Origin of the sequence: Puia sp., assembly GCF_036500295.1 — a bacterium.
Lineage (GTDB): Bacteria > Bacteroidota > Bacteroidia > Chitinophagales > Chitinophagaceae > Puia.
The window spans coordinates 63,358-78,533 of record NZ_DASYCH010000001.1; the positions used below are offsets into that span (position 1 = coordinate 63,358).

Genomic DNA, 15,176 nt, shown 5'->3' on the forward strand with positions numbered 1-15,176 from the left:
AAATACGATGCTCGCGCTAATTCTATCGATGATGGTGTTCTCCACCTCCACCACCACCCCCATGCGGCTCACCGCCTCCATGCGGCGCACCCCCGGGATGCCCCTGCTGCTGCGGATGCGCTTGCGCAGGTCGCTGCTGCGCAGGTCGCTGCTGCACGGGTCGCTGCACCGGCCGCTGTTGGACAGGTCGCGGTTGTACCACCCGTGGTTGTACCGGATGGGGTTGTGGATGTGGCTGAACTACCCTTGGCTGTACCGTCCGCGGCTGTACCGTCCGCGGCTGAACAGGCCGGTTCCGGTTAACCGCCGGATTAGTCGGCCGGCTCATATTCGGGGTCGGATTATTCGGAGCTGGATTATGCGGGGCCGGATTATTCGGCCGGCTCATATTCGTCACGGGCCGGCTCACCGCCGGAGTCCCCGGCCTCCCATGATTCAATTTCGCAAACGAAGACCTATCGCGCATCGCCACTTGCTGATGCTGTTGCTGCACAGGCGTCCGCTCGATCCGCCGGTCGTTCATCACCGCCTGCTCACGCGAATCGGGCCGCCGCTGTACCCCGCCGGGCCCACCGTTATAGCTGACCCGGTTCACCGTCACATTTCTCACAACCGTCCGATTGATATAAGTATTACGAACAACCGTCGTGTTCACCCGCGTCACAGCCGTATTATACCGGAAGCGGCCACCATACCACTCCCCGCCATAATATCCTGCGCCGCCATATCCACACCCATAGTTGATGCCGCCATAATAACCCACATGCGGCCCCCAATAACCAACATGCCAGGAATAGACCCCGCCGCCCCAACCCCAGTAACCGGGCGTCCAGTACATCCCGACTGCCGGCGGCTCATCCCAATATCCCGGCACCCAATAATAGTCACCGGCATCATCATCCCAGGCCCAATAACCCGGGATCCAGATATATCCGTCCACCGGACAAGGTGGTTGCACATAAACAGGAATAGCAGGAGGCGCAAAATGTACGGATATCCCGACGCTCACCTGTGCACCCGCTCTTGTAGCCCCTATGGAAAGGGCTAACAATAAACTGAGTGATAGAATGGTCTTTTTCATATATTTAATTTTGGATCCATTATGACTAATGCAATAACACAGCCAGAGATGAGAAAATTTTCCTATATCGTTGTAAACCTTATGTTAATCTTGACGTTATGCACATCTGGTAGCCTCCTTGGGCAAAAGATTCTACGCGTCGGGGTCGCCGGACTCACCCACGATCATGTCCATAACATCATGCACCAGTTTAAACGTGGAGAAGTGATCATCGCAGGCATCGCGGAATCCGATCCGCAACTCATCGCCCGCTACAAAAAATCCTATCAGCTTCCCGACTCATTGTTCTATAACGATCTTCCGGCACTCATCGCCCATACCCACCCCGATGCTGTACTCGCCTACAACGCCATCTCCGAACACCTCGGCGTCGTTGAGATCTGCGCCCCAAAAGGGATCCCCGTCATGGTGGAAAAACCGCTTGCGACAACCGTAAAAGATGCCGATCGCATCGCAGCCCTCGCCGCACAATATCACATCCGCGTACTCGTCAACTACGAGACCACCTGGTATGACACCAATCAGCAGATCTTCGAAATGGTCAACCAGAACGCCATCGGCGCCCCAAGAAAAATGATCGTCCACGACGGCCATGAAGGCCCAAAAGAGATCGGCTGCAGCCCCGACTTCCTCAACTGGCTAACCGACCCCGTAAAGAACGGCGGCGGCGCCATCCGCGACTTCGGCTGCTACGGCGCCAATCTCATGACCTGGCTGATGCACGGCAAAGCCCCCATCGCCGTCACCGCCGTCGTCCATCACATAAAACCATCCGTCTACCCCAAAGTGGATGACGACGCTACCATCCTCCTGGAATATCCCGATGCCACCGGCATCATCGAAGCCTCCTGGAACTGGCCCTTCAGCATAAAAGATTGGGAAGTGTTTGGAACTACCGGTTACCTGCATGCGCTGAATAACAAACAGCTCGTTAAACGGGTAAAAAATACCTACGACAGCGTAACCGTCCACCCGGCCCTCTATCGGGATAATATCCCCTATCTTGCCGACGTCCTCGCCGGTAAGACCGATCCCGGCAATGACCTCTCGTCCCTGCCAAATAACCTCATCGTCGTACGTATACTGGAAGCCGCCTCCCAATCGGCAAAAGAAGGCCGGCGCATCCAACTTCATTAAAAATAGGGGTAGCACATACACATCTCAGAAAAAAGGCTATCTTAGCACGTCTTCCTCGTGCTTCCCCTCCTCTTACAGCTTACTCTGTCGCCTGGACCCCAGGGTCTTAACCCAAACGTATTTTACCCCGACCCATACCGGCTGGGATGCTTCGGACCATTCCGTATGCGATCCTGGTCGGTTTTTTATTGTGGCAACGCCCTCAACACCTCCGGCACAAAAGTGTCGGGATTCAGCTTGCTCCCGTGCTCACACGCCAGCCGCACCACCACCAGGTCCTTCGAAGGCACAACCCAGATATATTGCCCCTCATATCCCTCACAGGAAACACAGTCTTCCGGGAGGTCAGGATGCCGCCGCTTACCCGCCGGCCCATGATTCAACCACCACAGCGCCCCATAACTCGCCCCCGTCATCGTCCACCGGACCCAGCCCGCCGGCAACACCCGCTGCCCATCCCACATCCCGTCATTCAGATACAACAACCCAAACCGGGCCCAGTCCCTGGCCGTCGCATAACAATAGGACGACCCCACAAAAGTCCCCGCTCCATCGAGTTCCATCACCGCACTGTACATCCCGATCGGCTCGAAAAGCCGCTGATAAGGAAAATGATAATATTCCTCGCTGCCCGCCGCCTTCCGGATGATCGAAGAAAGGATATTCGCCGTTCCGCTGGAATAGTTGAACACCTTGCCCGGCGGGTTCCGCAGACTGCTCCGCGTCGCATAGCCACCCATATCCGATTCCTTGAAAAGCATCCGGGTTGCATCGCTTGGGCCCGCATAGAACTCCCACCAACGCAGCCCGCTATTCATATGCAACAGCTCAGCAAGCGTCACCGCCTTCCGGCTATCCTGCGCCCATTCCTCAACAGGCGCCGGCGCATCGACCGAAAGCCGGTGCTCCCCGACAAGAATGCCCGCCAGCGCATTGGTAATCCCCTTCGTCATCGACCAGCCCGTTAATCGGGTATGCCGGTCAAAACCCGGCGCATATTGCTCCGCGATCAGCCGCCCGCGATAAACGATCAATACCGCCCTCGTCCCGGTAACCGGCGCCCCGCCCTCTCCAAAAGCAAGCCCAAGCGCCGTATGCAATTTCACCGTATCCACCCCGCTCACCCCACCATCCACCGGCATCCTGTCCCCCATCGGCCAGTTGACCGTATCGGGATTTATGACAGGCGCCGCCCACCGCGGAATATGCTGCTCCCGCAACGCCTCCTCGCTCACATCCCCGCTGACCAGCGTAGCCCCCAGCTTCCACCGGAAGATCGCCTTCCGGCTCGCCAGCCCAAGCACCGAAGCCGTCACGCTGCTGTCCTGCATATCGATGGAACAGGAAGCCAGATTCTCCGGAAAAGAAGCCAGATCCTGCCGCAAGACCTGGTTCGATGACCGCCCGGCGACAAAAACACCCGAACAGACGACCTTCGCCGCATAACCGGTAATAACAGGCAGACCCTCCCAGATAAAAACAAGGATACCTATCAGGAAAACAAGAAGCAAGAATTTCAAAATGAGCTGTACCCGCTCCCGCATAGTAAAAGGAGAAATTTTATGAAAAATACGCTAAAATCCCACACAATGATCCTTCACACCGGCCTCCCTACCACCCCGCCGCAACTCCCGGAGCCTGGGCGCCGCCAGTAAGACAGCCGGCACCGCCATCATCAGCGCGCCGTTGATAAGGACCATCGTCTGCAACCCGATCCGGTCAGCCCCGGCGCCGATCAGATAAGAAGCCACCGGCTGCAACCCGAAGATGATCATAAGAAAAACACTTACGATCCGCGCCCGCATCCCCGGCGGCGTCAGTTCCTGGGACAACCCGATCGATAAAGTTACGACATTCGCCGCCCCAAGACTCGTCATACACTGACAGATCATCGCGACCCAGAGCGTGTTCGTAAACGAAAACCCCACATACCACGCACCACTCCAGATCAACGCGCCACCGATAGCCATGCACGGACGCCTGATCCGCTCAACAAACGGCATAACCACCAGGATACCCACCAGCGCCCCAGCCCCCGCCGCCCCAAGCAACCGGCCAAGTGTACTCGCATCCCCCTTCAGCACCACCGTCGCAATGGCCGGCAACAGCTGGATCGTCGACAACCCAAAAAAAGCCTGCACCCCCGCAAAAAGCACGATCAGCCGCAATAAGGGATGCCGGATAAAAAACCGCCAGCCCTCGGTAAACTGCTGCAACCCCTTCCCCTTCACCGGCTGCTGTACCGACTTACTGCGCACCGCCAGGATAAAGCCGATACAAACGATGATACTCAGCCCATTCACCCAAAACGAGGTCGCTACCCCGACCTGGGCGATCAGATAACCCGAAAGGGCGGGACCGACAAGCCGCGTCAGCTGAGTCAGCGAGTTGTTCAGCGCCGTCGCCTTGCGAATATTGCCCTCACCGGCGATATCCCCGAGAAAGGCCTGCTCCGCCGTCACGTCAAATGCCGAAACGCCGCCAAGCAGAAACGCCAGTAAGTAGACGTGCCACAGCTGCAAAAAGTTACTTTGTACAAGAAAAGCAAGGATAAAAGCAAAGGTCATGATCAGCAATTGCGTCACCACCAGGATCCTGCGCCGGTCATACCGGTCCGCGATCACCCCTACCCACGGCCCAAAAAGAAAGAACGGCAGCTGCGAAAAAAAAGCCACCACCCCCAGCGCCGTAGCATTATGCGTCAGCTCCCATACGACCCACGCCTGGGCAGTCTGTTGCATCCAGTCACCCACCAGACTGATCGCATTCCCGGTCAGATAAACCCGCATATCCCGCTTGCGGAGGACCGTAAAATTACTGACCAATACCTGCCAGACCCCTTCCAATTTGTTGATTTAATTCTAAGGTAATACTTGTGTACTACTTTTAACAACAATAATACCCGCCATGTTCACCAGGTTACTACTCCCTCTCGTCCTTCTCTTTTCTCTGACCGCCCTCGGCCAGCACCGCGAATACCCTGTCCTCTCGGTGCCCGGCACGGCATCCTATGCACAGATCGACACCGCCGGCAAAAGCGTCCTGCCCAGCGGTCGCTACTGCACACCCGTCGGCCAAACCATCACCGTGACCCACGATCCCTTCGGTATGGCCATTTCCCCCGACGGCCGGTTCACCGTCACCCTCCACGATGGAGTATTCACGATCATCAATAATACAACCCTCGCAAACACCCGGGTTCCTTCCTACGACGGATCCATCCGCTCCCCGCTCGCCAAAGGTTCCTTTCTCGGCGTAGCCTTCCTCCCCGATTCAAAAACCGTCTACCTCAGCGGCGGTGACGACGGCGCCGTCATCGGCTATGATATTGTATCGTTGCAGCCCGTCGACTCCATCTCCCTGAATGGCCACGCTCCCGGCGATACCACCGACTACCAGGACAGCTTCACCTCCGACCTCGTCTACAACGGAGACAACAACGAACTGATCGTCCTCGACCGAGGCAATTTCCGCCTCGTCCGCATCGACCTCTCCTCAAAAAAGATCACCGCATCGATCCCGACCGGCCGTCAGCCCTTCGGGCTCGCACTCAGCCCCGACCACAAATTCGCCTTCGAAGCCAACGTCGGCATTTATGCGTATCCCCTCCTTCCCGATATCACTCCCGCAAACTACAACAGCAAGGTCATCCCCTTTCACCCTTATGGGGACAATACTCCGCAATCGAGAGAAGGTTACATGCTGAACGGCAGAAAAATACCCGGCGTAGGCGACCCGCTCGCCCCCGAAGCAATGAGCGTTTATGCCATCGATCTCGCCACCAACACGATCACCGATCGCTACAAACCGGGCCACCAGATTGGCCAGATGGTCGAAGGCGCCGAAGTGGTAGGCGGCGCCAGCCCCAACTCCCTGGCGATCGGCAGCCACTTCGCCTATGTCAGCAACGCCACAAACGATAATATCTCCGTCATCGACTATCGCAATCACCATATCGTCTCCACCATCCCCATCCACGTCGATCCGGCCATCGATCGCTATCGCGGCCTGCTCCCCTTCGGTCTGACCCTGAGCAGGGACGAAAGAACGCTCTACGTGGCCCTGCTCGGCTTCAATGCCGTCGCCGTCATCGATCTCCCATCAGCAAAGACCACCGGACTCATCCCCACCGGCTGGGGCCCCAGCCGCGTCCTGCTCAGCAAGGACGAACACGACCTCTATGTCATCTCCTGCCGCGGCTATGGCGCGGGACCAAACGGTGGCGCCCATTTCATCCCGCCCGTACAGGGTACCTATATCGGCGATATCCAGCTCGGCACCTTCCAGAAGATTCCCCTTCCCGACCCCGCCGGGCTCGCCGCCTATACCCATCAGGCCATCGCCAATACGTTTACCGTCACCACCGTCACCGATGACGGCCACAACCCCCTCCCCCCGGCGGAAAACATCCGCAAAAGCCCTATCGAATACATCGTCTATATCACAAAAGAAAATCGCACCTATGATGAAGTGCTCGGCCAGATGCCGACAGGCAAAGGCGATTCCACGCTTGCCCGGTTTGGCGTCGGCGTTAACCTGATCGCAAAGGACAAGACCCTCTATCATATGAATATTGCCCCCAACCACCTGAAAGTAGCGCGGCAATTCGGATTTTCGGATAACTATTACTGTGATAGCGACGCTTCCATCCACGGCCATCACTGGATGCTCGGCGTCATTCCCAACGAATGGGTGGAAGCAAATTCAAGCGTGGACAAAACCGCAAAGATATTTTCAAAAGCCGCCGGCCGCCGCTTTCCGGGTTCCACCGGCAGCATGGATCCCGAAGACTATGCCGAACGCGGCGGACTCTGGGAAGCCCTCGAACGCAGTCATATCTCCTTCTATAACTTCGGGGAAGCAAACGAAACGGCCCACGTGCGCGAAGAATGGATGGATACAGCCACCGGCGCCTCGCATGCCGTCATGGTCCCGATGCAAAAAGCGCTCTGGCCCCGAACCAGCCATAACTACGCCGGCTTCAACACAAATATCCCCGATCAGTTCAGGATGGACCAGTTTGAATCGGAATTTAAAAAAATGTGGCTCGACGGCAAACACAAAATGCCCCGTCTCATCACGATGCAGGTGCCAAACGATCACACGGCCCGCCCCCGGCCCCAGGACGGCTACCCCTTCATCCACTCCTACGTCGCCGACAACGATATCGCCATCGGCCGCATCCTTCATTTCCTCTCCCGAACCCCATATTGGAAAAAAATGCTGGTGATCATCACGGAAGACGACCCCCAGGGCGGTGTAGACCACATCGACGCTCATCGGAGCATCCTGCTGTTGGCCGGCCCCTATGTAAAACATGGCTATACCTCACACGTCCACGCCAACTTCGGCTCCATCCTCAAGACGATCTACACCCTTCTCGACGTACCCTATGTAAATCAATATGATGCCACCGCCAGCCTCCTCCAGGATTTCTTTACAGACAAACCGGATTTCAGGCCCTATGACCTCGTCTTCCCGTCCGCGGAGGTCTTTAACCCGCAACAGGCGATGCGCCGCTACAATAAAACCATCGATTGGCGGAAAATAGAGAAAGGACCCGAGATGGACGACGAGAACGATCAACGCGAAGAACACTACCGGCAGCAACACAAGCTCAACTAGAGCTTCATCACTCCGGCCTTCTTGCCCGTCCAGTCCGGGAACAACACCTGGTCGTCGGAGATTTTCAGATGCGCGTCCGCCACCGCGCTGAACACACTGCGGAAATCCGTCGTCACGGGGAGATCACGCCCATCTTCCAGGTTCTCCGTCGCCAGCTCTGCCACATTCCCGTGCACCTTGCCCCCGTCGACATTATTCCCAAGGATAAAATTGCAGCTGCCCCGGCCATGATCCGTGCCCCCTGTCCCATTCTGATGCACCGTCCGTCCAAATTCCGTCATCGTCATCACCGTCACATCATCCTGCAAGGCATCCAGATCCTTCCAGAAAGCAGCGATACTATTACTAAGATCCGCGACATTCCGTGCAAAGATCCCGTTCTCCGTCCCCTGATTGAAATGCGTATCCCAACCATTCGATTCGGTAAACGCAACCTCCAGCCCCACATCCATCTTGATCAGCTGGGCAATCTGCTTTAACGAATTTCCAAGCGGACTCATCGGATAGACCGCACCACCCGCCGGCCGGTAACCGTGCAGATCGGTCTGCTGTAGTAGTTTCATCGCCTCAAAACTTTCCTTCCCCGCATCATGCAGCAGCCCCGCCGAGGTTTGATCATAAAGCTCCTCAAAGCTCTTCGCCGCCGTATTCGCACCCGCCGGATTACCCCGCAGCTGAATGGCAAAGTCCTGCAAATTGCTGATCGCAACCGACGGATGATCCCCATAGAACGAACGCGGCAACGCCGAAGTAAGACTCACCGCGGTAAAAGGAGTAACCGCATCATGCCCAAGCAAACCCACGGCCCGGTTCAACCAGCCGCTGGCCGTACCCTTATTATACGGCGTCCCCGACTCCATATAATCCTGCGCATCGAAATGGCTCCGCGTGTTATTCGGCGAACCGATCCCATGCACTATTCCCAGCCGGCCCTCCCGGAACAACGGTTCGAATGCCATCATATTGGGATGAAGCCCCCAACGTCCGTCAAGATCGATCAACCCTGCCCCTCGCCCTGTCCCTGCAGCCGGCAACGACAACGTCGGCCGCGCTGCCTGCAGATGGACATCGGTGAACGGCGTCACCGCCATCAACCCGTCCATCGCGCCGCGCTGGAAGATGCAAACCAGCACCCGTTTCTTTTTATAGGGCAGCAAAACCTTCTCGCTGGCCGCTGCCTCCGCCATAAACGCCGGAATACCGCCCATCAACCCAACGCCAAACAGCGCCAGCCCGCTTCCTTTAAGAAAACCTCTTCTGGAAACCATATTTTACCTCCTTTGAAATTCAGGTGATCCAATAAGAATGCCCACGGTCTGCGCCAGCATCGAATTGTCGTCCACCGGCATATCCACCATCGTCGAATCACTTGCCGCTTTGTTCACCCGCTGCGCAAGCTCCTTATCGTTCAATAAAGGCGCCAGCCGTTTTTCCGTCGCCTTCAGATCCCGCGCCGGCAACAATAGCTTCCCATATACGGCCAGTGCCGCCGTCGCACTCTCGGGCTCATGACCGTTGTTCAACGCAAGAAGATCGATCCGCACCCCCGGGATCCGGCCACCCGCCAACGCCAAACCAAAATTCATCCGGCTCAGCAACGAACCCGTATTGATCCAATAGGTCCCCCGATCCGGAAAACCGGTCGGCGCCTGATAATAATATTTTCGTTCGCCCATCCGGGTCACCCAACTGAACAACGGCATCGGCTGCCGGATATCCCCGTTCAATCCACGCACCGCACCGATGGCCAGCTCGAACGGCGATTTCGTCTTTTCCCGTAAAGCGGCCGGACTCCAGAACTCCGGCGCCCCCACCATCGTGAGCAGCACCTGCCGGATATCGCCATTCCGCTCCACAAAGGTCTTCGCCATCTTGTCCACAAGCGAAGCGGGCGGATCGTCACTGACAAACCGTACCGCGATCTTCCGGCAGATCCGGTTCGCGGTCGCCGGCTGATGCGCCAGCAGGTTCAACAGCGTCACCCCCTCTTCATATCCGCCACCCGCCGGGAACACATGCCCCAATACAACCTTCTCTCCCTTATCATGCCGGTTCGCATTGAAAAAGAAATCCCCCTCGTGGACAAAACCCCGCCGCGCGATCTGGTCATCCGTAAACCGCGCCAGCTGCACGGCGCCACCCCGTGCATACTGCCCTAATGGGTAAACGCCCCAACCCGTCAGCACCCGCGCAGCCTCCGTGACATCCTGCTGACTATAACCCCCGTCGACGCCAAGGGTATGCAGCTCCATCACCTCCCGGGCATAATTCTCGTTTAACCCCTTTGGCGGTCCGCTGCTTTGAAAATTATCAAGGTAATATAACATCGCCGGCGACTTCGCCGTCTTCAGCAATAACTCCCCAAACCGGCCTAACGCATTAGGTCTTACCACATCCCGCTCATACGAAGGAATAAATTCGGCGCAGTCATTCTTGGTGATGGAAACATTGAAGTGGTTGAACCAGAAATCCGTCATCACTTCCCGCAGCTGATTCTCCGAATAGGCCGCCCGCAACACCTTTTGACAAAAGAACTGCCGGAACAACTCCTGCTCCCGCTTCAAGCCCTTTTGCTGCATATAGTTTTGAAGGACTTCCCGGTATTCCTTGCGATCCACCTTCACCGAATCCTTGCTGATTACCCCATCCCGGATCGCCATCCGAACCACCTGTCCATTGCGGGGATACGTGTTGGCAACCTCCTCATTGCTCAACTCCAATGCGTCATACCGCCCAAGCCGCTGATCCAGCGAGTCATCGGCCATCAATCCCTCCAGTTGCTTCGCAAACCAGGTCTCCAATCCCATCTTCACGACGGCATCCACCTGCCCCGGCTTCACCCCATACGTAAACCGGCTGATCAGGTGCGCCGCAGCCTGCTGCTCCGTAAGCCCCGCCATCCGCCAGGGAAAGGAGTAAGCCGGCCCCCGGCCGCCCTCGGAAAATGCCCATCCTCCTATTACCACAGCGGCAATAGCGATCACTTTTATCACGAGTCTCATGTACAAGGAATTTTTGGTTGGAAACCCCATCAGGCAAAAGGTTTAAAATAGATGCACAGATTAAACCTTTTTATTCTATTTCGGTCCTACCCCCAAATCTACTGCAAATGAAGCGATCTCTCGCCCTCCTGATCTTCGCTCTGACCCTCGCCTTGACTACCCTTGCCCAAACCCCGGACTCCACCGGACCACGCACCAAAAGGCCAAACCCCACAAAACAAGCTGTCCATCAACTGAAAACATTGCAGCAGCAACTCAATCTCACCGAAGACCAGGTCACCCAAATGCAGGTCATCCTGATCAACCGGGACGTCGCCCTCGACAGCATCCGCAATAACCCCGGCACCGACCACCGCTCCAACGGCCGCAGCCGCCGCGAAGTCAACCGGCTGGCCGATCAAAACATAAACAGCCTCCTCACCGAAGACCAGAAGCCGCTCTACGCACAATGGAAACAACAGCAAAAGGAAAAGCTGATGGAAAAGCGAAAGAGTAAGGGTAATTAACGGCCTCCCCGCAACCCCGAGCGCAACCCAAATCCCTGCATAAACCCAATATTTTCGCGGTTTCGTCGTTATCCATCCAACCTATCTGTAAACCCGATGATTCGCGCGAAAATCCATCTACTCGTCTGCGGCGTTGCCTTGCTGCTGACCACCGCCGTCCTCGCCCAATCCGGATCCCTTTATTCCTACCAGGACCTTTCCCACTTCTACTATAGCAAACAACGGGATTCCCTGAAAAAAGCGTGGACCTGCCCCACATCCTTCAAAGACAAAGCCGCCCAAAAAAAATACCGCGAGATCTGGGACCAGCGGATCGACGGGATCATCGGCGCCATCAACGGCGATGATTATGTGCATGATAATGAGGTGTACACATATATCGACGGCATCGTTCGCCAGATAACCGAAGCCAACCGGCAACTCGTCCCCGTGAAACCCTTTGTCTTCATCGATCGCAGCAGCTGGGTCAACGCCTATGCCGTCGGCGGCAACCTCCTCGCAGTAAACCTCGGCCTGATCACCTTCTCCACCACCCGGGAAGAACTGGCCCTGGCCATCGCCCACGAGATGTCGCATAACATTCTCCATCACGTCGAGAACGCCATGTACCAGAAAGCCGAATGGCTCAGCTCGGACGACTATAAGCAATCCCTCAACGCCGTCCTCGACTCCAAATACGAACGCCTCTCCCGCTTGAAAAAAGTGCTGGAAGGCTATACCTTCAGCCGCAACCGTCACCAACGATACCATGAGAGCGAAGCCGATTCCCTGGCCATCATCCTGCTGAAAAGAAGCAACATCGCCTTCCAGGCCGGCTATTTCCTCCATCTCGACAGCGCGGATCTCGAATATGAGCATCCCCTAAAACATTCACTCTCGGCTTTCTTCACGGCTTATCATCTGCCTTATGAAGAAGGTTGGACCCAAAAACGCAGTCATGGTCTCTCCACCCGGGCCTACTCTTTCTCGGATACCAGCAAACTCGCCGACTCCCTGAAAACCCACCCGGATTGCGTCGATCGCTACGCAAAGACCCGTAGTCTCACCACACCCAATGCACATCTGACACCCATCCCCGCTTCCATCCAGGATAGGGCGAATAAAATGCTTCTCTGGAATATGTATTCGGGCGTCAGCCTCACCCCCTGTCTCTATCGCATCCTGCTGATAAAAGATAAAGGCAATACCGATCTCTGGTACGACTTCATGCTCAGCAACATTTTCGCCGGGCTCTACTACTCCGATCGCGTGCTCAACCGGTTCAATGCCATCGGCGTCGTACCAAAAGAGGTCATCTCAAGGGATTATTACGCCCTCCAAACTCTGCTCGAGCAGATTCCCCGCGACAATCTAAAACAGGCCTGCCAGACTCTGCAGAACGGCGGTTTCTGGAAGAACATGCCCTCAGTCGAAAAAGACCTGAAGTCGTTTGTGTTCACCCTGGCCCTCGACCCTGACGACTCGGACAGGAACAAGGCCCGTGCCGCACATCTCTTCTCCACCGGCAATGCCAATAGCATGTACAACGAACTCGCTCAAAATTTTGAAAAGAAATAACCATGAAACCGAGCACCACAACTTACCTGCGAGGTTCCGTTCGACCATTGAAAGATTATTTTCTCCGGACGAAACCTTTGTTCCGCCTCCTGTGCCTGCTCCTGCTGACCAGCACCGCTGCACAGGCCCAGACAAAACTCTTTAAAGCCGTCGCCGAAGACATGGCCCAGGACTTCCAACTGATCCTGCAGGACGGCAACCTCGTCGGCTACCTCGTCTTCACCCAGCTGGAACGGGCCAGCGCCGATTCCTTCAACTACCGCATCGAGATCATGGACGAAAATCTCAATGACATCGGTACCGTGAAGTTCCGGGACCAAAAGCTCAATCTGAAAGCAGTCTCTTTCGACCAGGATATCCTCTGCCTGGCCTATGTAAAATCCAACTTCGTCGGCAGGGAATATAAAAGCGAAAAAGAATTTCGCAGATCCCGCGGCGAATGCAAAGCGACCCTCTTTAACCAGTTCCTGGGGCTCAACGGCAGGATTCTCGGCGGGACAACCACCGCCCTGGATATCACCCCGGACTTTACCTCCTCGCCCGCAAGCATGTGGAAGGTGCTCGGTGATTTTCATTTCAAACACGGTATCCAGCTGCGGAATATCTCCGGCAAGGGATTCGCCTGCTTCTACGGGGATGATTACAAGAATAATCTGCTCATCTTTAATACCGCCGGCAAGCTCACCTGGAAACGACAGATCAACGACAATGCCGAAGGCTTTACCATGCTCACCTCCGGCACCGAAATATCCCTGCTTGTAAAAATGCGGGAGGCCATGAAAGAAGGCGGGTACCAGGTCCTGAGTTTTAACGCCATCGATTCAACCGCCTACCCAAAATTCCTCTTAAAGGATAAGAAAGGCAACTCTCTGAAGGTGCTGGCCTTCGAGAATGATCCGGTCTCGGGCAAACCCTATCTGGCCGGGCTGGTCATCGATCCCCTCCGTGGCAACCACTTCGGCTACGGCAGAGCCATCTCCCACGGTCCCTATAGCGGCGTATTTAGCATCAGCCTCAACGGTCATACGAGAAAAGATATCCAGGCATCTTTCTCCTACTGGAACGACGGTTCGCTGCCCTTCATCGATAAATATGGCTACCTGCCGCAATCCCACGTATATGCCAACATCGAAAGGGCTTTCAAGGATTATCAGGGAAACACCATCTTCGCCGCCTGCGGCCTGACCAGCAAGGTCCGCTGGGGCGCGATCACGGGCGCCGTTCTCACCGTCTGGACTATCTACGGGGCGCCCGCCTTCCTCGCGGGCGGCACGAATAAATACGCTACACGTGATGTCCTGCTGTTTAAACAGGACGCCGCCGGGAAACTGGATCTGGCGACCACCGTCCGCGCTCCCCGAAGTTCCTACAGCTTTGCCACCTACCCCGTAACTTCCTACGACCCGAACAATTATTATACAGTAAAGAATTCCGATACCCACACCCAATACCTGATCATCGACAAGGCAAAAGACATCGACATTTATAACGTCAATCAGAAAAAGGTGGCCCGTACCATCCCGCACAAAGAAGGAAACAATCTGCTCACCGTCTTCCCCGCCAAGGAAGGTTATGTGATGGTCTACGAATTCAATAAAAAAGAAAAAACGACCCGGCTTTCTATTGAAGCATTATAAATCTTATCTTCAGAGAATGAGAACCATTACGGCCCTCATCCTCTTACTTACGCTCGATAACCTATATTCTCAAAGCCAGCCGGCCCTCACAAGCCGGCTGGATTCTTTTTTCCACCTTCAGTCCGCCGATAAACCCGGCTTCCTCCTCTCCATCGAAAAACACGGCGAAGTCATTTACCATAACGCTGTAGGCCTCGCCAGTCTCGATACCCGGCAACCACTCGATTCCACCAGCAACTTCCGCATGGCCTCGGTGACAAAACAGTTCACCGCAATGGGCATCCTCCTGCTGGAAAAGAAAGGGATGCTGAGCTTCGACGACCCCATCGGCCGCTGGCTTCCCGAACTCCCCGCGCGCATTGGCAGGACCATCCTCATCCGGCACCTGCTCACCCATTCCTCGGGTTTGCTCGACTACGAAAACCTGATCCCCGCGAGTCAGACCACCCAGGTACTGGACGCCGACGTCCTCCGGCTACTCTCGACCCGCGACTCCACCCTCTTCCCGCCAGGCAGCCGCTTTCGCTATAGCAACACGGGCTTCTGCCTCCTGGCCCTCATCATCGAACGCGCCTCCCACGACCCCTACACTAGCTTTATAAGAAAAAACATCTTTCAGCCCCTGCGCATG

The 15,176-nt window shown here is 55.9% G+C and carries 11 protein-coding genes; 6 read left to right on the forward strand and 5 right to left on the reverse strand.

The window, feature by feature from the left end; all coding sequences use genetic code 11:
- Nucleotides 1–22 precede the first annotated feature (22 nt).
- Nucleotides 23–1,081 carry a hypothetical protein gene (locus tag VGM48_RS00235; RefSeq protein ID WP_331575390.1) on the reverse strand — a complete coding sequence of 353 codons (1,059 nt, stop codon included), beginning with the start codon at nucleotides 1,079–1,081 and terminating at the stop codon, nucleotides 23–25.
- A gap of 81 nt (nucleotides 1,082–1,162) precedes the next feature.
- Between VGM48_RS00235 and VGM48_RS00240 the strand changes: the two genes are divergently transcribed.
- On the forward strand, nucleotides 1,163–2,218 hold the full coding sequence (locus tag VGM48_RS00240; RefSeq protein WP_331575392.1) for a Gfo/Idh/MocA family oxidoreductase: 1,056 nt from the start codon (nucleotides 1,163–1,165) through the stop codon (nucleotides 2,216–2,218).
- A 185-nt stretch (nucleotides 2,219–2,403) separates the two neighbouring features.
- On the opposite strand, the gene VGM48_RS00245 is transcribed toward VGM48_RS00240, so the two are convergent.
- Together VGM48_RS00245 and VGM48_RS00250 are read right to left on the reverse strand one after the other, a co-directional pair.
- Nucleotides 2,404–3,729 carry a serine hydrolase gene (locus VGM48_RS00245; protein ID WP_331575394.1) on the reverse strand — a complete coding sequence of 442 codons (1,326 nt, stop codon included), beginning with the start codon at nucleotides 3,727–3,729 and terminating at the stop codon, nucleotides 2,404–2,406.
- Nucleotides 3,730–3,792: 63 nt separating this feature from the next.
- The gene (locus VGM48_RS00250) at nucleotides 3,793–5,064 is read right to left on the reverse strand and encodes an MFS transporter (protein ID WP_331575396.1); all 1,272 of its coding nucleotides are present in this window, start codon (nucleotides 5,062–5,064) and stop codon (nucleotides 3,793–3,795) included.
- 61 nt (nucleotides 5,065–5,125) lie between these two features.
- Here VGM48_RS00250 and VGM48_RS00255 point away from each other — a divergent pair, with 61 nt between their 5' ends.
- Entirely contained in the window at nucleotides 5,126–7,843 is a 2,718-nt protein-coding gene (locus VGM48_RS00255) for a bifunctional YncE family protein/alkaline phosphatase family protein (protein ID WP_331575398.1), read from the forward strand.
- Here the strand turns inward: VGM48_RS00255 and VGM48_RS00260 are convergent.
- The gene (locus tag VGM48_RS00260; protein ID WP_331575400.1) at nucleotides 7,840–9,111 is read right to left on the reverse strand and encodes a DUF1501 domain-containing protein; all 1,272 of its coding nucleotides are present in this window, start codon (nucleotides 9,109–9,111) and stop codon (nucleotides 7,840–7,842) included. The two genes, VGM48_RS00255 and VGM48_RS00260, sit on opposite strands and share 4 nt — an antisense overlap.
- 3 nt (nucleotides 9,112–9,114) lie before the next feature.
- A complete protein-coding gene (locus VGM48_RS00265) occupies nucleotides 9,115–10,845 on the reverse strand; it encodes a DUF1800 domain-containing protein (protein WP_331575402.1) in 1,731 nt (576 codons plus the stop codon).
- A 107-nt stretch (nucleotides 10,846–10,952) separates the two neighbouring features.
- Between VGM48_RS00265 and VGM48_RS00270 the strand changes: the two genes are divergently transcribed.
- The 4 genes from VGM48_RS00270 to VGM48_RS00285 all read left to right on the forward strand — a co-directional run.
- Nucleotides 10,953–11,351, forward strand: coding sequence for a hypothetical protein (locus VGM48_RS00270; protein ID WP_331575404.1), 399 nt, complete (start codon nucleotides 10,953–10,955; stop codon nucleotides 11,349–11,351).
- 96 nt (nucleotides 11,352–11,447) lie between these two features.
- Nucleotides 11,448–12,908, forward strand: a complete 1,461-nt coding sequence (locus tag VGM48_RS00275) for a M48 family metalloprotease (RefSeq protein WP_331575406.1) — start codon at nucleotides 11,448–11,450, stop codon at nucleotides 12,906–12,908.
- 2 nt (nucleotides 12,909–12,910) lie between these two features.
- Nucleotides 12,911–14,545, forward strand: coding sequence for a DUF6770 family protein (locus VGM48_RS00280; protein ID WP_331575408.1), 1,635 nt, complete (start codon nucleotides 12,911–12,913; stop codon nucleotides 14,543–14,545).
- Nucleotides 14,546–14,561: 16 nt separating this feature from the next.
- Nucleotides 14,562–15,176, forward strand: a 615-nt coding sequence (locus tag VGM48_RS00285) for a serine hydrolase domain-containing protein (protein WP_331575410.1), incomplete at its 3' end; no start/stop codon positions are given.

What these genes read in the sequence shown, in the direction of transcription:
- VGM48_RS00235 (WP_331575390.1), bottom strand. Translation starts at nt 1,081, where the DNA reads ATGAAAAAGACCATTCTATCACTCAGTTTATTGTTAGCCCTTTCCATA.
- VGM48_RS00270 (WP_331575404.1), top strand. Translation starts at nt 10,953, where the DNA reads ATGAAGCGATCTCTCGCCCTCCTGATCTTCGCTCTGACCCTCGCCTTG.
- VGM48_RS00240 (WP_331575392.1), top strand. Translation starts at nt 1,163, where the DNA reads ATGTTAATCTTGACGTTATGCACATCTGGTAGCCTCCTTGGGCAAAAG.
- VGM48_RS00280 (WP_331575408.1), top strand. Translation starts at nt 12,911, where the DNA reads ATGAAACCGAGCACCACAACTTACCTGCGAGGTTCCGTTCGACCATTG.
- VGM48_RS00260 (WP_331575400.1), bottom strand. Translation starts at nt 9,111, where the DNA reads ATGGTTTCCAGAAGAGGTTTTCTTAAAGGAAGCGGGCTGGCGCTGTTT.
- VGM48_RS00255 (WP_331575398.1), top strand. Translation starts at nt 5,126, where the DNA reads ATGTTCACCAGGTTACTACTCCCTCTCGTCCTTCTCTTTTCTCTGACC.
- VGM48_RS00275 (WP_331575406.1), top strand. Translation starts at nt 11,448, where the DNA reads ATGATTCGCGCGAAAATCCATCTACTCGTCTGCGGCGTTGCCTTGCTG.
- VGM48_RS00265 (WP_331575402.1), bottom strand. Translation starts at nt 10,845, where the DNA reads ATGAGACTCGTGATAAAAGTGATCGCTATTGCCGCTGTGGTAATAGGA.